Origin of the sequence: Vibrio sp. 1457 (genome assembly GCF_033340195.1) — a bacterium.
GTDB lineage: Bacteria > Pseudomonadota > Gammaproteobacteria > Enterobacterales > Vibrionaceae > Vibrio > Vibrio alginolyticus.
Map to the genome: position 1 here is coordinate 52,256 of NZ_JAWOWA010000003.1, position 22,124 is coordinate 74,379.

Consider the following 22,124-nt stretch of genomic DNA (forward strand, 5'->3'; position numbering starts at 1 on the left):
AAGGAATATTCTAATGAGCTTAAACCATGTACCAGCAGGCAAGTCGCTGCCTGAAGATATCTATGTCGTGATCGAAATTCCTGCAAATGCAGATCCAATCAAGTACGAAGTAGATAAAGACTCTGGTGCTGTATTTGTCGACCGTTTCATGTCTGCACCAATGTTCTACCCATGCAACTATGGCTACGTGAACAATACCCTGTCTCTTGATGGCGACCCAGTCGACGTATTGGTACCAACACCATACCCACTCATGCCAGGTTCAGTCATTCGCTGCCGTCCTGTTGGCGTTTTGAAGATGACAGATGAATCGGGTGAAGATGCAAAAGTGTTTGCGGTTCCCCACTCAAAAATCTCGAAAGAGTACGAGCACATCCAAGATGTGGACGATATCCCAGAACTACTGAAAGCGCAGATCACGCAATTCTTTGAGCGTTACAAAGAGCTTGAAGCAGGCAAATGGGTGAAAGTGGATGGTTGGACAGATGTTGCTGCCGCCAAAGCTGAAATCCTAGAATCTTACGAGCGAGCTCAGAAAAAATAAGCATCACTGCTGATACAAAATTAACAAGAGCTGCTCTAGGGCAGCTCTTTTGCTTTCATCTTACCTGTGTCAACTAGATAGGTGCGCCTGCTGAAGACATTCGTCCAGCGTCGTAGTCATGTTGAAAGAAGGGGTCAACATCATCACAAATGCCAAAATACGGCCGCCCGATAACACCGAGCATATAAGCACTTTGCTCGCAATACTCTTGCTTGCCTTGCTGGTAACCCGCTTGATAAGCCATTATCAGTTCTGCCGTCGCATGGTTAACATCATCCAGCTTCGCAATTCGCTCCTCAGATAACTCCCGTAATCCATCTAAAGCTGACTGCTTACCAAACACTTGCCAATCGGTCACATTATTCGAAGTCGGTAGTGTTGTTTGTGCGCATGCAGCAAGAAGCAACGCCATTGATCCAATTACGAATGTTTTCATCGTGACTCCTTAGTGTTTAGCTCGTTGCTATTGATAATGTCAGTATAGCTCACACCTTTTGACACCAATCTCCGGAAGCGATTTCTTCGGTTAATTGCTCAGTATCTTGATATAAGTAGATCCAAGCTTGGCCAAACGGCGTGACGATGCTCTCTCGGCGATACTCCACTGGCACATCTTCTAACCTATCTAGCTCAGATAAGGTTTCACTGTCAATCAGGTACACCTCACCTTGAATCGAGCGTTGCCCATCAGACAACGCTGGATAAGGGCCTAAGTCATACATTGCAAATTGAGCATCCGTTTCATGTAAACCAAGAAACTGCGCCGAGCGCAAATACTGATGGTTGTACTCTCCCTTGCGTAACGTGCCGTAGACAAAAATCAAATGCTGCATAACCACTCCTTAGTCATGACTGTGTATGCTTAGGTTAAAGCACTTTAATCGAACTCAAACTGATAGAGTAGGTCAACGGCGCTATCTACACCAGATACCGCTTCTAAATACAAGTCTTGCATCAATCGGTAACGCACAGTGAACTCACCTAGGGAGTTAAAGATGCCGACACCATATTTCACCTGCAAACCTGGCAGAATATAACCACTCACCGTCACTTGCGAATCATCGCCCGACCCAGCAGTGTCCAGCTGTAAATCTTGTACGCCAAAGGCTTCACCGATTTCACCAACCACACGACCACTCTTCGCCAAGCTTAAACCAATTAAGGTAGTCGTCATTGCATTACCACCGGCTTCACCATCAATATCTTGACCACGAAGTAGATAAGAAAGTGCATTGGCTTGGTTCATCGCGGGCTCTGAGAAAATTTCTATACTCGGATCAGATGCTGGGCCCGACACTTGTACCCCCGCAATGACATCATCTTGGGTATTGTCTGGATTACGAATCGCTTTGATAGACAAGTAAGGTTGATCTGGTGGACCATTCATCAGGATCTTACCTTCTTTAATCAATAAGTCCTGACCAAACGAACGATAAGAACCGTCAACAACATTCACTTCACCAACGATGAAAGGACCTTTGTCTTTTTGTGTCACGTTTAGGTTCCCTTTCAACCCACCTTTTAAGCCAAAAGCGGCAAGTTGGAAGTCATCACCAATTTTAATGTTGATGTTCGTTTCCACATCAAACGGCATCGCAGCCACATCGTCCACTGGTTGCAAGTTTTTATCGAGAATAACGGTATCACTCGATACACCTACCGCACTTGGTGGAAGCTCTTCGACGACAATTCTTCCCCATGGCAAATTAATATCACCCTCAATTTTCGCAAGCTGAGGGGTCACATCTATTGTCATGTCAGGCTCAACCTTGATTTTTACCATTGGAGGCAAATCAACATTGAGCTCTTTAGCAAATACACGCGCTTTAGTGCGCCAGTTCTGTAAGTCCTGCCAGTCGGCATCACCGGTAACGTTCAACTCACCATCCGGGGTTAAAATTCCGGCATTCAAGTCCGCTTGATGACCTTTAAAGTTGATGACGACCTGCCCTGAGTTTATATCTATCGGTGTGACTTCACCCTGTAGCTTCATTTGGTCAATCAAGAACTGACCGTTCACCTTCGGATGCATAACGTCACCTGATATCGCTAGGTCAGTATTCATGTTTGCTTTAAACAAGCTGTACTCACCAATCAACGGTGCCAAGAAGTCCAAGTGGAACGTAGAGAGTGAAACCTTACCATCAATAGTGGGCTTTTCAGACGAGACATTCAGTAAAGAAACCTTACCAGACAAGTCACCGTTATCTTTCACATCAAATAGCCACTCGGCATCAAGCTTGTCTTTCGCTAATGCTGCTTTAAAGTTGAAGCTTTCCCAACCGACTTTAATTGGCTGTTCAAGCGCTTGTTCAACTTGGCCTTTTGGCATATTGACACTTAAGGTTACTTCAGGCTTTTTCTCTGGTGCCCATTTAGCAAAAGCCTGTGCATTAACCGAGCCTTGCAGCTTGGTTTCTGGCGGCAGGAATTGTTTGATTTGGTCAAAATCAAAATCATTGATGGCTAACTTCGCCTGGCCACTCTTACCGACACTAATGTCTTCGGTTAGACATACGCTCGACTCCGCTTGCAACCAACAATGCGCTTGAACGTTCGCGATCTGTTTGTCGATATTGACCTTCACCGCGGTCGATTTTTGCAACGCCCACGGGCCTTGTTGCGAGCTCAGCATCAAGCGGCGCAGCGCCCCATTCCAAATCATTTCTGGTTTCTGCTGGAATGTCCCTTCAATTTCTAAACTGGTCGACACCAGGTCAGACACTACATCGAGCGTCAGTTGATGCAGTTTTTCATCCCCAGAGACTTCAAGGTCAGCACTATCAACTTTTATGTCGTCATAGGTAATGTTGTTCGCAATTAGGCTTATGTTCGCTTTTGGTGCTGGCAGAGGCTTCACATCACCCTTTAAGGTGATCGTTTCTACGTTCGCCTGTTGCTGCCAGTTTATCTGATTTAAAGCGAGATCAAGATTGATGTCTGGTTCTTTCAAGCTACCACGTAGTGCGACTTTACCTTGCATTTTACCTGCAAGATCCGGAACACTTTTCGCAAAATCAGGGAAGTTAACCTCAACATCCATCAGAATTTGCTTATCTATCTTACCCTTTGCACTGAGTTGGTTTGGACCATGAGAAAGCGCTAGACCCTGAGTGGTAAGTTGGATGTCTTCGCCTTTGCCGTTCTTATCAGACGCTTCAAGTTGCCCTTCAACATTCAGCGGATACCCTCGCAAAATGCCGTCGATGTCTAACTTAGGCAAACTGACTTGCCAACCGCCTTGTTCTGTTAACGATCCCGAAGTCGAAAGGTTACCGCTGATATCCCCTTCAGCTTCTTTCCATTGTAAACCTGGTTGAATATTTTTCAGGTTCAAGTCAGCTTGCCAGTTGATTGGCGCGGCCCAATTGGCCATGACTTTCCCAGAGAGTTCGCCTCCCAGGGTTTTCACTACAAGGCTTTCGAGGTCAATTTGCTCTAACGTACCTTTGCCGTTTAGTGCGACATCAACGGCGGGAATATCTTTGCCCGAAGCTTTGGTTTCTAATGCGACTTCGTAGCCATCAAGTGAGCCTTTTGCCGCCAAGCTTGGTACAGAAACCTGGTAATCGCTTTGTCCAAATAGCGGCCATTGCGCCTGTACATTTTTAATCTCGACATCAAACGGTAACTGCGTTTTAAGCAGTTGAATATCACCTTTGATCTCCGCTTGTACAAGCTCAGAAAGCGTAGCATTTAGTGACAAATCACCAACCGAACCCGAGACCGAAAGCGACAGTTTTTGTCCCTTCGCATCCGCTTGCTTCACTAACGCGTCCAGTTGCGCTTTGATAGGGTAATTAGAAGAAAGCGTCACTTGTGTGCTCAACTTGCCTTCCACTTCTGGCATGTCGAGCTCTAACGTTTTGACATCAACACGTTCACCGCCTGCTCTTGCAACCAAACCAAGATGATTGACGATCACTGGCGTTTCACCCGCCAGTTTGAAATTGTGAATATCAAGACGACGCGCTTCAACCGTCAGTGGAATCCATACTTCGGGTAACACAATATCTTGCGGCGTAACGTCAGTTTCTTTCGGCTCCTCGGCAGCCGCTTCAGGTTCAGCCTCACTTGGTGCTAAAGCCACATTAATGTCTTTCAACGCGGTAGGTGCGATCACCAAACGATCACCCTGCATCGACAAAGCTGTCGAGAATGTTTGCCAATCAATTTGATTGCCCAGCACATTGACATTGATGTCATTAAAGCTGACTTTATTAACAAAAATTGGCACTGGCGTACTGATAGAACGCAGTGGTGGTGTTTCCTCTTGCTCCTCGCTTGCTGGCGGTAGCTCTGGCATCTTAAAGTCAAGCCCCTGCAGTCTTAACTCATCGACACAGACCTTAGGGTCAAAGAAACAGCGGAAGTTCACTGCCAATGCTAAACGCTCGACTTTGGCGTCGATATTCAAAGACTCATCGAAAAAACTGACGTTATGCAGTTCGAAGCGAGGAAACAATGAACCCTGCACTTTTTCAATCTGCAATTGTGGTAGTGCTTTTTCGGCTCCCCACAAGGCAAATTTGAGGCCTGGGTGGGTAAATAAAACTGTCGCGACAATAATGATGAGCAACAGCAATAGACCAATCAAACTGAGCGACAGCCATTTGGTCCACTTAAACATCATTTTGATCATAGCTCAGGCCCCAATGAGAAGTGGATACGAAACTCTCGTTCTGGTTTTGCATCCAACCCCCATGCAAAATCAAAACTAACAGGGCCCACCGGAGACGCCCAGCGGATACCAACACCAGCACCTGATTTCCAATCTGGTGTTTCATTAAACGCATCACCAATATCGTAAAACGTTGCAGCCCACCAGTTTCCATAAACACGATATTGATATTCTAATGTACTGCTAACAATGTATTTACCACCCGTCAAAGCACCACTCTCATCCACAGGTGAAATAGATTCATAGCCGTAACCACGAATATTATTGTCACCACCAGCGAAGAAACGCAGCGACGGTGATAGTTTTTCAAGTTCATCGGTAATATTCGCACCACCTTCTAAGCGGAACAAACCACGATGATTCTCTCCAATACCACGAATCCAAGATGTCGAGCCAATTAAGCGGAGCACTCTAGTTTCAGAAAGCATAGCGGTATCACCATACTCAATAGTGATGCTTTGCTTGTCTCCCCACATTGGCATATTGCCCCCTCGAACCCTAGTCCGAGAAAATGTCGCACCTGGAAGTACGAAGTTGAATTCATCATCTTGTAAACCTTGCGTAAAGCTCTCGTACAAATGACGAACATAAACGGTATTATGCCAACCACCGTCTGCTAACCAATGACGCTCCACTGCAAGGTTAGACTCGATACTCTGCGTGTCACGGTTGTCTAGGTTTTTAAGCCCATATTGAACTTGATAATAATCGTTAGCGACATCTTCTAAAGGAATTTTGTAAGAAGCAGTCACGGTTTGCTCTGGCTTAGATAGGGATAAAGCAGTGTTGAAACTGTGTCCTCGGGAGCTCACCCAAGGTTTCTTCCACTTCAACGTTCCTCGAACGCCAACATCCGTTGAGTAACCAATACCCGTCTCGATCTGATTCTTCGAAGCAGGAGATAAAGACACTTTAATTGGCAAGTCTCGGCCATCATCAAGCCTATCCAATTCAGGCTCAACAAAAACTGAGGAAAACCACTCCGTATTTGATAGCTTCTGGTTAAACTCGCCCAGCTTCGAAACGTTGTATGGGTCCCCTTCTTTAAAAGGTTGTAGTGATGCGACACGGTCTTCCCAGATGTGGTTGCCAATAAAAGAAACGTCGCCAAAATTGAAACGTATTCCACTGCTGTAGTGCAAACGGACATTAGCTTCGTTCAGATCAGGGATAACCTCTAATCGACTTAGCGTAAACTCACCATTGAAGTAACCACGCTGAAGCGCCAAGTTACGAATGCCTGACTTAAGGCTGTCGTATTGGCCTTGATTCAAAACTTGGCCAACTTTGAGCGGAGAGCGCTCAATAAGTTTTGCAAATTCTTCATCGTCCTTGGCCTCTCCAGTGATGACCACATCCATGACTTTCACTTTCACTGGCAAGCCCGGCTTGATGAGCACAATTAACTCATCATTCGCTTCAGGAATAGAGTATGAAATTTTTGCATGATAATACCCAAGCGCGTTAAGCGCTTCAGTGATACTTTGATCTAATCTCGCTTGAAAACGCAGAGAAGTGGAGTAATCCTTCTCTGGAATAGATGATAGATACGCACTGACATTCTCTTCTAAAGCGCCATCAATGCCTTTCAAAGTCAAAGAAACATCGGCATAGGCACCATGAGAAAAGGCAAACAGGCCAACAATGGTGGGGAGAGCTTTTTTTATCATGCTTTTATGGCTGAATGAGGTTAAGTAAACGTAAATAATGATAACGCCAATTAGATTCTAAGTCTGTAATATTAATAGGTTTAACGCGGTCTATGTCATCACAGCATCAGATACAGACGAAATGAAAAAGTTCGCAAATTTAAGACACGTATTGAAGGACAAATACCATGCTCAACAAACAAACATTGATCAGTATAGAAGATGCCTTGCCAGGTAGAGATCAACCAATGCAGATTGACGATCATCATTTTGTAAATAAATCTAACCTAAAGGCGCCTCTGACGTCACACCAACAGCAGATCTTGCTCGGAATGGGCTGTTTTTGGGGCGCTGAGCGCGTATTTTGGCAACTCGACGGCGTTGTATCTACTTCGGTCGGTTACGCTGGGGGTTACACACCCAATCCCACGTATGAAGAAGTCTGTACGGGTAAAACGGGTCATACAGAAGTCGTACGAGTCGTTTTCGATGAACGCGTCATCTCATTAGAAAAGCTACTGGCTGTTTTTTGGGAAAAACACGACCCAACTCAGGGAATGCGTCAAGGTAACGACTTAGGTACTCAATATCGTTCTGCAATTTACACTTATTCGACGGAGCAGCTCGAGAGCGCAGAGAAATCGAAACTCTTGTATCAGCAAGCACTGCAAGAAGAGCAGCGCGCGAACATCACCACCGAAATACAACCAGCAGGTCCGTATTACTTTGCGGAAACCTACCACCAGCAATATTTGGCGAAAAACCCTGATGGTTACTGTGGCATCGGAGGAACGGGAGTTTGCTTCCCACCAAGCCTCCAAGGATAAACCTAACCAGCAACAAAAAGAGCGACCGATATGGTCGCTCTTTTCTAAATCTAAGTGGGTACCAAGCTAACTAAGCCGATAATGATGCTATCACTTGGTTTACTTCTTTAAAGATGGTGAGCCTTTTATGATCGTTGACGTCAGGTAGTAACACTTTGCCATTGTCGAACTGAAAACAGCCAACCCCAACAATAAAAAATTGACCTTTGAACAACGTTTTAACAAAACGGGCCACTTGTAATGGTCGATATACAGCAAACTCACGTAGCATAACTCACCTCAATTCCTTTGAGAAAACACGGATTGCTTATTTTTCCTCTGCAATCTTAATGCGCAATTTGCGACGGAAATCATTTTAGCAAATTCTAAATATAACGCAAGATTACACCACTCCATACGTTAAATAAATGTTATCAACGGTCCTACAAATTTCTAAGATCTGGATATATACTGGAAGCTTCCAAACCTCGTACGGAATATAACAATATGAAAACTAAGACTCTCCTACCTCTGCTATTGGCCTTAACGCCAAGCTTGACCTTTGCACACAACTTGTCAGTGGGTAAAAGCGTTCCTCCTGTCAATGTTGCCGCTTACGGCGAGATTGTTTTACAAGGCGAAGGCGTTGCATACCAACCCTGGGCAACTCAACATATGCAAGGCAAAGTTCGTGTTATTCAAGCCATCGCAGGCCGTAGCAGTTCAAAAGAGATGAATGCCCCTTTAATGTCGGCAATAACAGCGGCAAATTTTCCACAAGAAAGCTACCAGACGACGACTATCATCAACCAAGATGATGCAATTTGGGGGACAGGCTCTTTCGTGAAGTCTTCAGCTCAAGACAGCAAAAAAGAGTTTCCTTGGTCATCCATGGTTCTTGATGAAAATGGCGTAGTTGCCAATACTTGGGACCTGAAAGAAGAAAGCTCGGCCATTATTGTTCAAGACAAAACGGGCAAAGTTCTGTTTGTCAAAGAGGGCGCACTTGAGCAAGATGAGATAACAAAAGTCATTGAGCTTATTAAACAGAACATCTAGCTTCATTGAATGGCTCCTTGTTCTTGTTGTAAGGAGCTATATGAATTTGATTAGAAGCATGGGCAGTGACAACTCTGCTCTTTATAAGTGCGACACTTCCACAGAGAGTATTACCAATATTTTTCGGCACGTATGTGTGGAGTTAAATTTTTCTGCTAGCCAACAAAAGAGTGAACTTTTATTCATTATGGGTGTTATATTATAACAGTCGGTAAGAGGAGCTCAGATGTACCACCACCAGCAAAAAACACTAAGATATTGGTATCGCACTGCTTTATTTTTCAGTGTTGCGTTGCTGATCGCTTGGAACTTTGCGGTTGTACTCCATCAAGTCGATCTGACGCCCGACCATCATACCCATCATCATTGCCAATTATTTTCTGGTGTTCAGCACGGTATAGCAAAGGTACAACCTACCCTCTCTACACCGACTTTTACGCGCGCCCAGCATCATCATGTTTTTTTGCATCTCGTGTACGGCGAAGAAGTTCTTGGCGCTGCTCGTGCCCCTCCTTATTTTGCTTAATTTCCAAACTATTCCACACTCAAAATTATTGAGTTCATTTCCGCACCTAGTGTGTCAGGAACAATAACTTAGTGAAACTCGAATCTGAGCAATACCGCCTTTGGTTAATGCCAGTAAAATTAGGAAAAATACAATGTCATCAAAACACGTTTTAGCCCTTGCTATTGGCCTCACTTTATCGACAGCAGCGAATGCAAACGAATACCGCCAGCATGGTGCTCATGTGCATGGTCACGTCGAGTTTAATATCGCCCAAGATGGCAAAGATCTGTTAGTAGAGATCACAGCTCCTGGAGCTGATGTTGTGGGTTTCGAACATGCTCCAGAAAACGCACAACAAGAGCAAGCGCTTAAACAAGCCGTCGCTACACTCGAAGACAGCAACGCATTGTTCGCTATTAACTCACAAGCTGATTGTAATGTTGAAGAAGCTTACGTGAGCCACAACCTAAGCGAAACTCATGAGGAACATGATCATAGTGAGCACGACCATGATGACCATGCACATCACGATCATGAAGGACACGAACACCATGATCATAATGAACATCATGATAAACATGACCACCATGACGATCATGATGAGGCGCACGATCATGGCGGTCACGGTGAGTTTTCGGTGCAATATCGCTTCAATTGCGAACAAGTTAATCAGCTTAGCCAAATCCAAACCGATTGGTTTAACCAATTCCCAACTACAGAGTCCATCAGCGTCAATATATTCACTGATACCATGCAATCAGCAATTAAATTAAGCAAAGATAACACCCAAATCGTAATCAAATAACACGAGTGGCGTGTGAGTACCCACTTACACGCCACAGCTTTGGTGATTTAATATGACTGAAACCACACCAAATGTTGTCGAGCTAGAGGATGCCCAATTTTTCTGGCCCGGTTCAACCAACCCAACCATCCACATCCCCAAATTACACATTACACAAGGCGAGCATGTGTTTATCAAAGGTCCAAGTGGCTGCGGTAAATCGACCTTGCTCGCTTTGTTGACGGGGATTAACACATTAACTTCAGGCTCTCTATCTGTACTCGATACTGACCTTGCTAGTTTAAGTGCCAGTCAGAGAGACCGCTTTCGCGCCAATCATATTGGCTACATCTTTCAACAGTTCAATTTATTGCCGTACCTTAACGTACTTGAAAACGTATTATTGCCATGTCAGTTCAGTAAAATACGACGTGACCGTGCCCATTTAGGTGCCTCATCTCAAACATTAAATGAACAGGCTCAGGCCCTACTAGAACGACTGCACTTGCCAAACGAGCTTCATACACGCCCTGTCTCTGAATTGAGTATTGGTCAACAACAACGTGTGGCTGCGGCTCGAGCTCTGATAGGACATCCAGAGTTAGTGATCGCTGACGAACCAACCTCAGCTTTAGACTATGACAATCGTAAAGCATTTATTGAGCTCCTTATGGAGCAAGCGAATCAAGCCAATGCCACACTGGTATTCGTTAGCCACGACCCAACACTCGAACCCTTATTCGATCGCACGCTCAATCTACCCGACATTAATCAAGTATCTAGCCTAGGAGCCATATCATGAGTGCTGTTGTAAAGCTCGCCTGGAAAAGCTTGATGAACCGCAAAGCGACGGCAATTCTAACCATCATGACCGTTGCGATTTCAGTGGTACTCCTCTTGGGCGTCGAGCGTATCCGAACTCAAGCGAAGGATAGCTTCGCCAATACAATTTCAGGCACTGACCTCATTATTGGTGGACGCTCTGGGCAAGTGAACCTATTGCTCTATTCTGTGTTTCGTATTGGTAATGCGACCAACAACATCGATTGGAAAAGCTACCAAGAGTTTGCCAATCATCGTTCAGTCGATTGGGCTATTCCAATCTCGCTTGGCGACTCGCATAAAGGCTTCCGAGTTATGGGAACCAATCACAGTTACTTTGAGCATTACAAGTTTGGAAGTAAGCAACCACTAACATTTAGCAAGGGCAGAGAATTCAATGGTTTATTTGAAACCGTGCTAGGTTCTGATGTCGCTAAACAACTTGGTTATGATATCGGTAGCGAAATCATCATTGCCCACGGCATTAGCGACGTTGGCTTTAGCCGTCATGACAATCTGCCATTTAAAGTTGTCGGTATCCTTGCACCTACAGGAACACCAGTCGACAAAACTGTCCATGTATCATTGGAAGCCATCGAAGCCATTCACGTCGGATGGGAAAGTGGTGCGCGTTTGGGCCCGACACCCAAGGCACAAGATCTCAAAAACAGAGACTTTCAGCCCAAACAAATTACCGCTATGCTCGTTGGTTTGAAATCTCGTATTCAAACTTTCGCCCTGCAAAGACAAATTAACACCTACCCCAAAGAGCCGCTCAGCGCCATTATGCCCGGCGTTGCGTTGCATGAGTTATGGGGAATGATGTCGGTTGCAGAGCAAGCCCTAATGGCAGTATCTGGTTTTGTCGTGATCGCAGGGTTGTTAGGTATGTTAAGCAGTCTATTAACTAGCCTACAGGAACGCCGCCGTGAAATGGCGATTTTGCGAGCCATGGGAGCAAGGCCTCGTCATGTTTTCTCACTATTAATTAGTGAAGCCAGCTTGCTCACTGCTGCTGGTATTATTACTGGCGTTACTGGGCTGTATGCCATTCTTACTATCGCGCAGCCGATCATCCAACAGCACTATGGAATACATCTCACCTTAAGCATCTTATCTACTTATGAGTGGATGCTATTAGGTTTCGTACAATGCGCTGGTATTGTGATTGGTTTCATTCCCGCACTCCGCGCCTACCGACAGTCACTGAGTGACGGAATGACAATAAGGATTTAATAAAATGTGGAAAAAAATACTCGCAAGTTGCTTGCTGGTCGTCGCATTCACAGCGCCTGTTATGGCCAGCGAAGAACCATTAAAGCTTGACTGGATTGACCTTGTTCCAGAAAAAGAGCGTAAATTGTTCGACAGTATAGGCATGCCCGCATCTGATCACAGTGGTGGCGCAGCCCAGCAGTCCAAGATTGGTAACGTTCGACCAGAACTGAACGGAAGCCAAGTTAAAATTCCGGGGTTTGTTATCCCACTTGAAGGTGATGCCGATACCGTCACCGAATTTTTATTGGTGCCATATTTTGGAGCTTGTATTCACGTGCCACCACCGCCTCCAAACCAGATCATTTACGTGAAGTTTCCGAAAGGCGCGCCTGTTCAAGAGTTGTGGGATGTTATATATGTGGTTGGAACGTTGAAAACCGAGACGATAAACCACGAACTGGCAGAAACGGCTTACGTTATTGAGGGATCAGAAATAGAAGCCTACGACGATATGTAATTTAAGTCGTCGATAAGCCTCGCTACACCTAAGGCGTCACACTGGCGCCTTTTTTAGCTTTGTGCTACACGATATAACGAGATAAATACGCTAACACGCCCACATAAATAACCAAAAGAAACGCTATCGACAGGTGCTTTTTGAGTTTACCTGCTTCTGAGAACTTCATAGCCCCTCCAAAATAACGATAACAATTTTAACAACTCATTATCATTTTGAATAGCCCTATTCGTTCAAAAACTGAGAACTCCTGTCTGGTCGCTTGGTCAGATAAGGTGTAAATTTAAACGTGCGAACCGCGCAGTTCTTGGTAGGAAAACGAATGGCAGACCCGACAAAGCAACCTGTTGTCATCGAACATCAGTCAGACACAAAAAAAAATACGCAACAAGAAAAGAAACAAGGCTACATAAAAGACAGTGCTAGTAAGGTAAAAACCATAGCCCAAATACACGGTCTTGACGCCTTACTGCAAACCGAACCGCCAGCCAAATCTGCGTTTGAAAGAGCCCAATTGCGAGAGCAACGACGCCAAGAACAGCGACAAAAAAACTTAGAACAGATTTTAAAATTAGCGCACAGTTCATGCCGAGATGAGACAGCGGGAGAGCCAGACCAAGATTGGTTGCATCGATTTTTTGAGATGGCTCAAGACATCCATAACAGCGCGATGCAAAAGCTATGGGCTCAAGTGATGAAGCGTGAAGTGACCAACCCGGGTTCAACGTCCATGAAAGCGTTGAAAACCCTCAAGGATATGTCACCAAAGGAAGCACAAACTCTGCAAAGAGCTGCCTCTTTAGCGTGCAGTTTTGGAGGGGATCACAGCAGAAAACTGCTGATTGGTTACAAAGCGCAAGGAGGCATATTTAGCTTCGGCAAGCGAGACGTCGCTAACAGCCTAAATATGGGAAGTTTTCAACTGCCGTATTCAAGCTTGTTGCTCTTAATTGAACTAGGGCTGCTGCACAGTGCCGAACTTGAATCTGGCGAAATTAGTATCGAGACACCGTTGGTCCTTACCTACCAAGGTAAAAACTTATCACTGAACGTAAACAGCAAAGGTGTCCGCCTTTTATATTACCGATTCACACCCACAGGTAATGAGCTCTGTACCTTGCTCGGTAACAAACCACATGCCGAATACTACGATCAAATGCTTGCACTGTTAAATCATAGGTTTAGTGTCCATAGTGAAGCTAAAAGTACGGTTCATCATACCGTCTAGCCAGCTTGAGAAGCATTTGATCACCTATGATCCAAATACTTATCAAGCTGCTCAAAGAGCTTTAGGTCACCTATGATCTAAATGCTTTTTTATCGGATCACACCGCGTTGTTTAAGATCGATTAAGCACAAATCCACCAGCTCATCGACACTCTTTTCTCCCGCGGGCAAATCGATTTCAGGGTTCTCTGGCGCTTGATATTCCGAATCAATACCAGTGAAATTAGGAATCTCTCCCGCACGGGCTTTACGGTATAAACCCTTAGGATCTCGACCTTCGCAAACCTCTAGAGATGCATTGACATACACTTCGATAAACTCGCCTTCTGGCAATAAATCGCGTACTAACTTCCGCTCTGCACGATGCGGTGAAATAAACGCCGACAGAACAATTAAACCCGCATCTGCCATCAACTTCGCCAGTTCACCAATGCGACGAATGTTCTCGCGACGGTCCTGTTCAGAAAAACCTAAATCGCTACACAAACCATGCCGTACATTGTCACCATCCAATAAATAGGTGTGGTAACCCAATGCTGCAAGGCGATTTTCCAACGCCCCTGCTACGGTTGATTTACCCGCTCCAGATAGACCAGTGAACCACAATACGGCAGGTTTTTGCTTCTTTAATTCAGCACGAAACTGTTTATCAACCGAATGCTGGTGCCAAACAATGTTTTCATCTTTTACCGTCGTTTCGGCAGTCATAACGTATCCTTGTAAATATCGGAATTAAAACGGGAAAAAGACCGGGATCAAAGTAAGTACTAATACAGAGTACACAATCGAAATTGGCACTCCAATTCTCACGTAGTCGGTCAATTTGTAATTTCCTACGCTGTACACCAGCAGGTTAGTTTGGTAACCGTAGGGAGAGATAAAGCTCGCACTCGCGCCGAACAAAACCGCCATGATGAATGGCATCGGATCCACGCCATAACCCACCGCCATGCTATAGCCGATAGGAAAAGAAAGCGCAGCCGCGGCATTGTTTGTCACCAATTCAGTGAGTACCAATGTCATGATATAAGTCGCCACCAAGGCACCAAATACTCCCCAGCCATTAAACGCTTCAATAAACATCACTCCCATTCTTTCTGACAATCCAGAAGAGATCATCAGTTGAGCAATAGACAAAGCGGAACCGACAATCACGACGATATCGATCGGAAAACGGCGGCGCAGTTCTGAAATCTGCACAATACCAAACGCAATAAGCGCGATAAGGTACGCAGCTAGACCTTTAATAATTGGCACTAACTCTAATAGAGCGCATCCAATTACGGCTGCAAAGCCCAGTAATACAATGGAAGACTTATTCGTATCAAGCCGAGCGCTAGAGTCCAAGTCATGCACTAAGACAAACTCTTTACGATGAGCTCGGCGTTCAGACTCAAAACGCTTGCCTGGAACCAGAACTAACGTGTCCCCTGGCGCTAAGGTAATGCTACCCAAGCCACCCTCTAGGCGTTCGTGGCCTCGGCGAATCGCCACAACAACGGCATCGAATCGGTCGCGGAATCGGCTCTCTTTGAGGGTTTTGTAGCAAAATGTCGCCGACGAGCTCACCACAACTTCGATAAAGTTTTGCCCATTTAAGTGCTGCTGACCAAACAACTTGAGGCCCGGAATTTCTTGCAGGGTAGCGACGCTCTCAACATCGCCACAAAATAACAGACGGTCTTTTGCATTGAGCACAAAATCCGGTCCCACAGAAGAAACAGTAACACCATCGCGCACCACTTCTGCAAGAAACAGTTTGCGCAGCGCACGTAAATTATTCTCGCTGATCGTACGCCCAACTAGCGGTGAGCCTGGCTCAACGCGAGACTCAAGAAAGTAAGGTAAATCTTCTTGGTTTTGATCATCATAATTCGGTAGCAAGTAGCTAAGCGGGATAAGAATCAGCATCCCTCCCACCAGCACAGCCAAACCTATCATCGTAGGTGTAAAAAAGCTCAGGCTCGGTAAGCCTGCGTCTTCGACAAAGCTGTTGATGATTAAGTTAGTCGACGTACCAATCAAAGTTAACGTGCCACCAAAAATGGCGGCATAAGACAAGGGAATAAGTAATTTCGAAGGTGCATGCTGCTGATTACGCTTAATCGCCCCAATCAATGAGACAACCACAGCGGTATTATTCGTAAATGAAGAGAGCAAGGCTGTCGATACACCGAGCTTAGCAATCACGCTGCCTAACTGGCCCTCAGAGATACTTCGGCTCACCCAACTGATCAGCAGTGTTTTTTCTAGAGCACAGGATGCAAGAATCAATAGAACCAGGGTTAACAATGAAGAGTTGGTAAAATTGGATGCGATAGTGGCTGAATCCATCATCCCAGCCATGAATGCAATAAAAGCGGCACCCGCAAAGACGTAACTAGGCTTAATTTTCGTGACAAGCAAGCAAGTGATAATGCCAAGCAAAATCGCTAACACAAACCCTTGTTCCCACATAGCCTTTCCTTACCAAATAGCCCCAAAGGGCACAACAACGACTCATTTATCCATGAGACACCGACAAACGAGTAAACAGACAAAAATCAGCGCAAGCGAAAAGAACATCAGAATGCTCGGTTTTCTTGGGCTCCACCGAAGCATTCTGGTATTAGGAGAATACCTAACGACATTTCGCAATTCAGTTAGGTAGCGACGCCCCAAGTACAACAGCAGACAGTGTCTGAAATTATCGTACTTGGGTGAGCCAGTTACTTTTTCAGAAACTGGCTGACGTCTTTTGCTTCCCAGTGTGGGAAGTGTTTACGGACAAGCGCATTAAGCTCAACTTCAAACGCAGAGATGTCCGTCAAATCGCGCTCAACCACGGCGAGGCTCTCTTTAACCATGCCGGCACCAACCGTCACGTTCGTCAGACGATCGATAATGATAAAGCCACCGGTATCTGCACAGTCTTGATAATTGTCCAGCGCGACTGACTCATTAAGAGACCATTCACACAAACCAATACCATTCAATGGCAGCTCTGCCGAGCTATGAGTCGAGAGATTATTAATGTCATATTGATGACCAATCGCTTCAACATGACCTACGGTTTTCTTACCTGCGATTTTGATGTCATAGTCACGACCCGGTTGCAGGGGTTGCTCTGTCATCCACACCACATCGGCAAGCAAATGGTTTGTGGTTTCCACTTGAGCATTATCTAGAACAATCAAATCGCCACGGCTAATATCGATCTCATCGCTTAGCGTCAGACTGACAGCTAATCCGGCACGAGCTTCTTCAATATCACCATCAAAGGTCACAATACGTGCCACAGTTGACGTTTTACCCGATGGCAATGCTTTAATGGCATCACCGACTTTGATCGAACCAGAAGAAATGGTCCCCGCAAAACCACGGAAATCGAGGTTAGGACGATTAACGTATTGCACAGGGAAGCGGAATTCACCCGCGCCTTTTTCTTGATCCACATCGACCGTTTCAAGAAGCTCAAGCAATGATGGGCCTTTAAACCAAGTCAGGTTTTGGCCTTTATCCACCACATTGTCCCCTTCAAGCGCTGAGATCGGGATGATTTGAATATCAATATCCCCTGTCAGATTCTCAGAGAACTTCAGATACTCATCGCGGATCTCTTCAAAGCGCTCTTGGGAGTAATCCACTAAGTCCATCTTGTTGATCGCCACAACAAAGTGCTTCAAACCCAACAGGTTGGAAATGAAAGAGTGACGACGAGTTTGATCGAGAATGCCCTTACGTGCATCAACCAGAATCACAGCTAAGTCACATGTCGATGCGCCTGTAGCCATGTTACGTGTGTACTGCTCGTGTCCAGGAGTATCTGCAATGATGAATTTACGTTTCTGCGTCGAGAAATAGCGGTAAGCCACATCAATCGTGATCCCCTGCTCTCGCTCAGCTTGTAAGCCATCGACCAACAACGCAAGGTCGGGCTTTTCACCCGTGGTACCCACACGTTGGCTGTCTGAATGCACTGCCGCTAGCTGATCTTCATAAATTTGTTTTGAGTCATGGAGTAAGCGACCGATTAATGTACTTTTACCGTCATCCACCGAGCCACAAGTCAAGAATCTAAGTAACGACTTGTACTGGTGTTGTGTTAAATAGCCTTCGATACCAAGCTCGGCTAATTGAGCTTCAACTGCACTGTTCATTATCTTTCCTTAGATCCTTTAGAAGTAACCTTGACGTTTCTTAAGCTCCATCGATCCTGACTGATCGTGGTCGATCGCTCGGCCTTGGCGCTCACTCGACGTTGCCACCAGCATCTCTTCAATAATGCCAGTTAAAGTGTTCGCTTCAGACTCAATGGCCCCGGTCAATGGATAACAACCAAGGGTACGGAAGCGCACACTCTTCTCTTCAATCACTTCACCCGGTTGAAGCTCCATACGATCATCATCAACCATGATCAGCATGCCATCGCGTTCAACAACTGGGCGTTTGTCCGCGAGGTAAAGCGGCACGATCTCGATGTTTTCTAAATAGATGTATTGCCAGATATCAAGCTCAGTCCAGTTAGACAGTGGGAATACACGAATGCTCTCACCCTTATTGACCTGACCGTTGTACGTCTTCCATAGCTCAGGACGTTGGTTTTTAGGGTCCCATGTATGGTTCTTATCGCGGAATGAATACACGCGCTCTTTCGCCCGTGATTTCTCTTCGTCGCGGCGCGCACCACCAAAGGCCGCATCAAAACCGTACTTGTTCAGCGCTTGTTTTAAGCCTTGAGTCTTCATGATGTCAGTGTGCTTAGAAGAACCATGAACAAACGGACTACAGCCCATGGCTAGACCTTCTGGATTCTTATGTACCAAAAGCTCAAAACCGTATTTGGCCGCGGTGCGATCACGAAATTCAATCATCTCGCGGAACTTCCAATCGGTGTCGACATGCAGCAATGGAAATGGAATCTTACCTGGGTAAAAAGCTTTACGCGCAAGGTGCAGCATCACTGATGAGTCTTTACCAATCGAATACATCATGACTGGGTTATCAAACTCAGCCGCAACTTCACGGATGATGTGGATACTCTCCGCTTCGAGTTGTTTAAGGTGAGTTAAACGTTGTTGGTCCATGTTTTGTATTTCCTTTTTAAGCTTGAAGGCGCATTACGTCTCTAATCTTTGGTCTGAAATTATATGGAGTTGGCAATAGCACTTTTGTTGAATTCAGTACTAGACAAAAACCAGTCTAACTTTTGAGACAGTCGCACTACCTCTCCGACAACAATCAAAGATGGCGACTGTGCTTCCTTCGATAAATCAGAGAGTTGGGAGAGTTCTCCCGTAAATACTTTTTGTTGAATCTGCGTGCCACGCTCAATAATGGCAATCGGAGTCGACGCTGAACGGCCATGCTTAATGAGTTGATTCTGAATATAGTGTGATTTCATCAGCCCCATGTAGATCACTAAAGTCTGATTCCCACGCGCCAACGTGGACCAATCCATCTCATCACTTTCTTCTTTCAAGTGGCCAGTCACAAAGATGGCCGATTGCGCATACTCACGATGAGTCAGTGGAATACCAGCATAAGCGGTTGCGCCAGCTGCTGCGGTAATGCCAGGGACAACTTGAAAACGAATGCCAGCATCAGCAAGCACTTCTAACTCTTCACCACCACGACCGAATACAAACGGATCACCACCTTTAATGCGCACTACTTTGTAGCCCTGCTTGGCAAAATCCACCAAAAGCTGATTCGTCTTCTCCTGCGGCACACTGTGATGCCCAGCTCGCTTCCCAACGCACACTAAAATCGTATCGCTTGGAATCAATGCCATGATTTCTTCAGACACCAAGTAGTCGTACAAAACCACGTCAGCTTGCTGCAAGCAGTTCAGTGCTTTCACCGTCAGAAGTTCAGGATCGCCTGGTCCTGCACCTACTAAGGCGACTTCACCAGGCTGTAGCGATTGCTTTGCAAAACGAGTAACACCAGCGACTGGGTTGTCAGAAACTAACCGGGGCTTTGGTTTAGGAAAAGAAGTGACTGAATCGTTCGTTGCCATGTGCTTGCTCATCGTCCATTGATATCGTTATGCAAGCATTATGGCGGGGCGTTTATATTACCTGAAATTCTAAAATTTCATTTTTTATTCAAAAATCTGCTAAGAAGTTTTTGTTTGGTCTCATTCAAAAGCGTGCAAAAGTCGGCGGTTAATATGAATAAGGTTCAGTAAACTGATTAATGTTCACAGTTTTCTGTATCTTTATCATCGAGTTGCACCTGTGTTTGATACATTACGCAGTGCGATTTCCCCTTATCATCGAATTGGAGCACCAAATGAAAGTGGCAGTTCATCCTATTTCCCTCGCAGTATTAAGTGGCATGCTAACGCTTGCTGGCCCAGCAATGGCCGATACCATCAAGCTTCGTATTATCGAAACCACCGACATTCACACCAACGTAATGGATTACGATTACTACAAAGACCAACCATCACAGCAAATCGGTTTAAGTCGCGCAGCAACAATAGTGAAACAAGCTAAGTCCGAGGCAGAAAACGCGGTACTAATAGATAACGGTGATTTAATTCAGGGCAGCCCAATGGGCGATTACATGGCGGCAAAGGGGATTAACCCCGACGACGTGCACCCAGTCTACAAAGCGATGAACAAGCTAGACTACGATGTGGGCAACATTGGCAATCATGAGTTCAACTATGGCCTTGAGTTCCTGAAAAACTCTATCGACGGTGCGAACTTCCCTTATGTTAGTGCTAACGTTTTCGACAAGAAGACAGGCGAGCACTACTTCAAGCCTTACCTCATCAAAACTCACACATTTAAAGACACAAACGGCGAAGCGCATCAAATAAAAGTGGGTTACATCGGCTTTGTACCACCACAAATTATGGTGTGGGATAAGAAGAACTTAGAAGGCAAAGTCTTTGCTAAAGACATTAAGGAAACAGCAGAGAAACTGATTCCTCAAATGAAGAAAGAAGGCGCAGACGTGATTGTGGCGATTCCACACTCGGGCATTTCTACTGATCCATACAAACTAGGCGCAGAAAACTCTGTTTACTACCTCACAGAAGTTGAAGGTATTGATGCGATTGCTTTTGGCCACTCTCACGCCGTCTTCCCAGGGAAAGACTTCGCAAATCTACCTGGTGTTGATATAGATAAAGGGACCATCAATGGTGTAACGTCCGTGATGCCGGGCCGCTGGGGAAGTCACGTAGGTGTGATGGATTTGATGCTGAAAGAGAAAGACGGCAGATGGCAAGTCATCGAAGGCCAAGCAGAAGCACGCCCTATCTTCGATAAAGTAAATAAGAAGTCATTAGCTAAAGCCGATGAAGATATTGTGAAAGCGTTAGAAGAAGATCACAAAGGCACTCGTGAATTTGTAAACCAACCAATCGGCAAAGCAAATGATGTCATGTACAGCTTCTTGGCATTAGTGCAGGACGACCCCACCATTCAAATCGTTAACCTTGCTCAGAAAGACTACGTAGAACGCTTTATTCAAGGCGACCCAGACCTTTCTGACATTCCAGTACTGAGTGCGGCAGCACCATTTAAAGTCGGCGGTCGTAAGAACGATCCGAATAACTTTACAGAAGTAGAATCCGGTCAACTCACCTTTCGTAATGCGGCCGATCTTTACTTATACCCAAACACCTTGGTTGCGATGAAAGTGAAAGGTAAAGAAGTTCGCGAATGGCTAGAGTGCAGTGCGGGTCAATTCAACCACATCGACATCAACAATCCTAAACCGCAATCTTTGATTGATTGGGATAATTTCCGTACTTACAACTTCGATGTTATTGATGGGGTTAACTACCAAATCGACGTTACCCAACCGCCGAAGTACGATGCGGATTGTAAAGTGATTAATCCAGATTCTCAGCGTATTGTGAACCTGACGTTCAACGGTAAGCCTTTCAATCCGAAGCAAGATTTCATCATCGCAACCAATAACTACCGTGCTTATAGCAATACTTTCCCTGGTACAGGCCCAGATTTCATTGCGTTTGACGCACCAGATGAAAACCGCTCTGTCGTCGCCACTTATATTTCTCGCGTGAGTGAAGAAAAAGGAGAAGTGACACCAAGCGCTGACAACAACTGGTCTTTCGCACCGATTAAGTCCGATAACAAGCTAGATATTCGTTTCGAAACCTCCCCTAGCGATAAAGCGGCGCAGTTCATCAAAGAGAAAGGACAATACCCAATGAAACGCGTGTCAACAGACGACATTGGTTTCGCAATTTATCAAATCGATCTGAATAAATAAGGTTGATTTGACAGCAACACTAAGCGGCTCTCATGAGCCGCTTTTTTGTTATCAATAAAACCCGTTAAAAT

The 22,124-nt window shown here is 45.3% G+C and carries 20 protein-coding genes; 10 read left to right on the forward strand and 10 right to left on the reverse strand.

Annotation, left to right across the window (positions count from 1 at the left end; genetic code table 11):
- Positions 1–13: 13 nt before the first annotated feature.
- Complete coding sequence (ppa, locus tag R7Z41_RS03835; protein ID WP_225478107.1) at positions 14–544, forward strand: inorganic diphosphatase; 531 nt, start codon at positions 14–16, stop codon at positions 542–544.
- A gap of 73 nt (positions 545–617) precedes the next feature.
- Here the strand turns inward: ppa and R7Z41_RS03840 are convergent, their stop codons facing one another.
- The 4 genes from R7Z41_RS03840 to R7Z41_RS03855 are packed head-to-tail and all read right to left on the reverse strand — an operon-like array spanning position 618 to position 6,895.
- On the reverse strand, positions 618–980 hold the full coding sequence (locus R7Z41_RS03840; protein WP_005379633.1) for a DUF2799 domain-containing protein: 363 nt from the start codon (positions 978–980) through the stop codon (positions 618–620).
- Between the two features lie 49 nt (positions 981–1,029).
- Positions 1,030–1,377: a gamma-glutamylcyclotransferase gene (locus R7Z41_RS03845; protein ID WP_005379626.1), complete on the reverse strand. Its 348-nt coding sequence runs from the start codon at positions 1,375–1,377 to the stop codon at positions 1,030–1,032.
- A gap of 44 nt (positions 1,378–1,421) precedes the next feature.
- The gene (locus R7Z41_RS03850; protein WP_225478106.1) at positions 1,422–5,186 is read right to left on the reverse strand and encodes a translocation/assembly module TamB domain-containing protein; all 3,765 of its coding nucleotides are present in this window, start codon (positions 5,184–5,186) and stop codon (positions 1,422–1,424) included.
- On the reverse strand, positions 5,183–6,895 hold the full coding sequence (locus tag R7Z41_RS03855; protein WP_005383121.1) for an autotransporter assembly complex protein TamA: 1,713 nt from the start codon (positions 6,893–6,895) through the stop codon (positions 5,183–5,185). Before R7Z41_RS03855 ends, R7Z41_RS03850 begins: the two co-directional genes overlap by 4 nt.
- A gap of 167 nt (positions 6,896–7,062) precedes the next feature.
- Here R7Z41_RS03855 and msrA point away from each other — a divergent pair, with 167 nt between their 5' ends.
- Positions 7,063–7,701 carry a peptide-methionine (S)-S-oxide reductase MsrA gene (gene msrA, locus R7Z41_RS03860; protein ID WP_017633451.1) on the forward strand — a complete coding sequence of 213 codons (639 nt, stop codon included), beginning with the start codon at positions 7,063–7,065 and terminating at the stop codon, positions 7,699–7,701.
- A gap of 70 nt (positions 7,702–7,771) precedes the next feature.
- Here msrA and R7Z41_RS03865 read toward each other — a convergent pair whose 3' ends face one another.
- Positions 7,772–7,972 (reverse strand): DUF1107 domain-containing protein, encoded by a 201-nt coding sequence (locus tag R7Z41_RS03865; RefSeq protein ID WP_005379612.1) that lies wholly within the window; start codon positions 7,970–7,972, stop codon positions 7,772–7,774.
- A 215-nt stretch (positions 7,973–8,187) separates the two neighbouring features.
- Between R7Z41_RS03865 and R7Z41_RS03870 the strand changes: the two genes are divergently transcribed.
- The 7 genes from R7Z41_RS03870 (at position 8,188) to R7Z41_RS03900 (ending at position 13,816) form a co-directional block, all read left to right on the forward strand.
- Positions 8,188–8,739: a YtfJ family protein gene (locus R7Z41_RS03870; RefSeq protein WP_005383122.1), complete on the forward strand. Its 552-nt coding sequence runs from the start codon at positions 8,188–8,190 to the stop codon at positions 8,737–8,739.
- 226 nt (positions 8,740–8,965) lie between these two features.
- Positions 8,966–9,265, forward strand: coding sequence for a DUF2607 family protein (locus R7Z41_RS03875; RefSeq protein WP_005379608.1), 300 nt, complete (start codon positions 8,966–8,968; stop codon positions 9,263–9,265).
- Between the two features lie 133 nt (positions 9,266–9,398).
- A complete protein-coding gene (gene zrgA, locus R7Z41_RS03880; protein WP_025768357.1) occupies positions 9,399–10,052 on the forward strand; it encodes a zinc uptake protein ZrgA in 654 nt (217 codons plus the stop codon).
- Between the two features lie 52 nt (positions 10,053–10,104).
- Positions 10,105–10,833 (forward strand): ABC transporter ATP-binding protein, encoded by a 729-nt coding sequence (locus R7Z41_RS03885; RefSeq protein ID WP_005379603.1) that lies wholly within the window; start codon positions 10,105–10,107, stop codon positions 10,831–10,833.
- Positions 10,830–12,089 (forward strand): ABC transporter permease, encoded by a 1,260-nt coding sequence (locus R7Z41_RS03890; RefSeq protein WP_047101909.1) that lies wholly within the window; start codon positions 10,830–10,832, stop codon positions 12,087–12,089. The genes R7Z41_RS03885 and R7Z41_RS03890 overlap by 4 nt, the downstream gene beginning before the upstream one ends.
- A 4-nt stretch (positions 12,090–12,093) precedes the next feature.
- Positions 12,094–12,588: a DUF3299 domain-containing protein gene (locus tag R7Z41_RS03895; RefSeq protein WP_005379600.1), complete on the forward strand. Its 495-nt coding sequence runs from the start codon at positions 12,094–12,096 to the stop codon at positions 12,586–12,588.
- 322 nt (positions 12,589–12,910) lie between these two features.
- A complete protein-coding gene (locus R7Z41_RS03900) occupies positions 12,911–13,816 on the forward strand; it encodes a TIGR03899 family protein (protein ID WP_005379599.1) in 906 nt (301 codons plus the stop codon).
- A gap of 89 nt (positions 13,817–13,905) precedes the next feature.
- Here R7Z41_RS03900 and cysC read toward each other — a convergent pair whose 3' ends face one another.
- From cysC to cobA, 5 genes are all read right to left on the reverse strand, one after another.
- Positions 13,906–14,523 carry an adenylyl-sulfate kinase gene (gene cysC / locus R7Z41_RS03905; protein WP_005379598.1) on the reverse strand — a complete coding sequence of 206 codons (618 nt, stop codon included), beginning with the start codon at positions 14,521–14,523 and terminating at the stop codon, positions 13,906–13,908.
- Positions 14,524–14,547: 24 nt separating this feature from the next.
- Positions 14,548–16,272, reverse strand: a complete 1,725-nt coding sequence (locus tag R7Z41_RS03910) for an SLC13 family permease (RefSeq protein ID WP_005379596.1) — start codon at positions 16,270–16,272, stop codon at positions 14,548–14,550.
- Positions 16,273–16,523: 251 nt separating this feature from the next.
- Positions 16,524–17,954: a sulfate adenylyltransferase subunit CysN gene (cysN, locus tag R7Z41_RS03915; protein WP_318136334.1), complete on the reverse strand. Its 1,431-nt coding sequence runs from the start codon at positions 17,952–17,954 to the stop codon at positions 16,524–16,526.
- A gap of 18 nt (positions 17,955–17,972) precedes the next feature.
- Positions 17,973–18,881, reverse strand: a complete 909-nt coding sequence (gene cysD / locus R7Z41_RS03920; RefSeq protein WP_005379592.1) for a sulfate adenylyltransferase subunit CysD — start codon at positions 18,879–18,881, stop codon at positions 17,973–17,975.
- Between the two features lie 59 nt (positions 18,882–18,940).
- Positions 18,941–19,816, reverse strand: a complete 876-nt coding sequence (gene cobA / locus R7Z41_RS03925; RefSeq protein ID WP_213964172.1) for a uroporphyrinogen-III C-methyltransferase — start codon at positions 19,814–19,816, stop codon at positions 18,941–18,943.
- Between the two features lie 275 nt (positions 19,817–20,091).
- Here cobA and cpdB point away from each other — a divergent pair, with 275 nt between their 5' ends.
- Positions 20,092–22,053, forward strand: a complete 1,962-nt coding sequence (gene cpdB, locus R7Z41_RS03930; RefSeq protein ID WP_225478099.1) for a 2',3'-cyclic-nucleotide 2'-phosphodiesterase — start codon at positions 20,092–20,094, stop codon at positions 22,051–22,053.
- Positions 22,054–22,124: the final 71 nt, after the last annotated feature.

Coding starts and splice junctions, on each gene's coding strand:
- cysD (WP_005379592.1), bottom strand. CDS start 18,881: ATGGACCAACAACGTTTAACTCACCTTAAACAACTCGAAGCGGAGAGT.
- cpdB (WP_225478099.1), top strand. CDS start 20,092: ATGAAAGTGGCAGTTCATCCTATTTCCCTCGCAGTATTAAGTGGCATG.
- zrgA (WP_025768357.1), top strand. CDS start 9,399: ATGTCATCAAAACACGTTTTAGCCCTTGCTATTGGCCTCACTTTATCG.
- R7Z41_RS03895 (WP_005379600.1), top strand. CDS start 12,094: ATGTGGAAAAAAATACTCGCAAGTTGCTTGCTGGTCGTCGCATTCACA.
- R7Z41_RS03900 (WP_005379599.1), top strand. CDS start 12,911: ATGGCAGACCCGACAAAGCAACCTGTTGTCATCGAACATCAGTCAGAC.
- R7Z41_RS03840 (WP_005379633.1), bottom strand. CDS start 980: ATGAAAACATTCGTAATTGGATCAATGGCGTTGCTTCTTGCTGCATGC.
- cobA (WP_213964172.1), bottom strand. CDS start 19,816: ATGGCAACGAACGATTCAGTCACTTCTTTTCCTAAACCAAAGCCCCGG.
- R7Z41_RS03870 (WP_005383122.1), top strand. CDS start 8,188: ATGAAAACTAAGACTCTCCTACCTCTGCTATTGGCCTTAACGCCAAGC.
- cysC (WP_005379598.1), bottom strand. CDS start 14,523: ATGACTGCCGAAACGACGGTAAAAGATGAAAACATTGTTTGGCACCAG.
- cysN (WP_318136334.1), bottom strand. CDS start 17,954: ATGAACAGTGCAGTTGAAGCTCAATTAGCCGAGCTTGGTATCGAAGGC.
- R7Z41_RS03885 (WP_005379603.1), top strand. CDS start 10,105: ATGACTGAAACCACACCAAATGTTGTCGAGCTAGAGGATGCCCAATTT.
- ppa (WP_225478107.1), top strand. CDS start 14: ATGAGCTTAAACCATGTACCAGCAGGCAAGTCGCTGCCTGAAGATATC.
- R7Z41_RS03890 (WP_047101909.1), top strand. CDS start 10,830: ATGAGTGCTGTTGTAAAGCTCGCCTGGAAAAGCTTGATGAACCGCAAA.
- R7Z41_RS03855 (WP_005383121.1), bottom strand. CDS start 6,895: ATGATAAAAAAAGCTCTCCCCACCATTGTTGGCCTGTTTGCCTTTTCT.
- R7Z41_RS03875 (WP_005379608.1), top strand. CDS start 8,966: ATGTACCACCACCAGCAAAAAACACTAAGATATTGGTATCGCACTGCT.
- R7Z41_RS03845 (WP_005379626.1), bottom strand. CDS start 1,377: ATGCAGCATTTGATTTTTGTCTACGGCACGTTACGCAAGGGAGAGTAC.
- R7Z41_RS03850 (WP_225478106.1), bottom strand. CDS start 5,186: ATGATCAAAATGATGTTTAAGTGGACCAAATGGCTGTCGCTCAGTTTG.
- R7Z41_RS03865 (WP_005379612.1), bottom strand. CDS start 7,972: ATGCTACGTGAGTTTGCTGTATATCGACCATTACAAGTGGCCCGTTTT.
- msrA (WP_017633451.1), top strand. CDS start 7,063: ATGCTCAACAAACAAACATTGATCAGTATAGAAGATGCCTTGCCAGGT.
- R7Z41_RS03910 (WP_005379596.1), bottom strand. CDS start 16,272: ATGTGGGAACAAGGGTTTGTGTTAGCGATTTTGCTTGGCATTATCACT.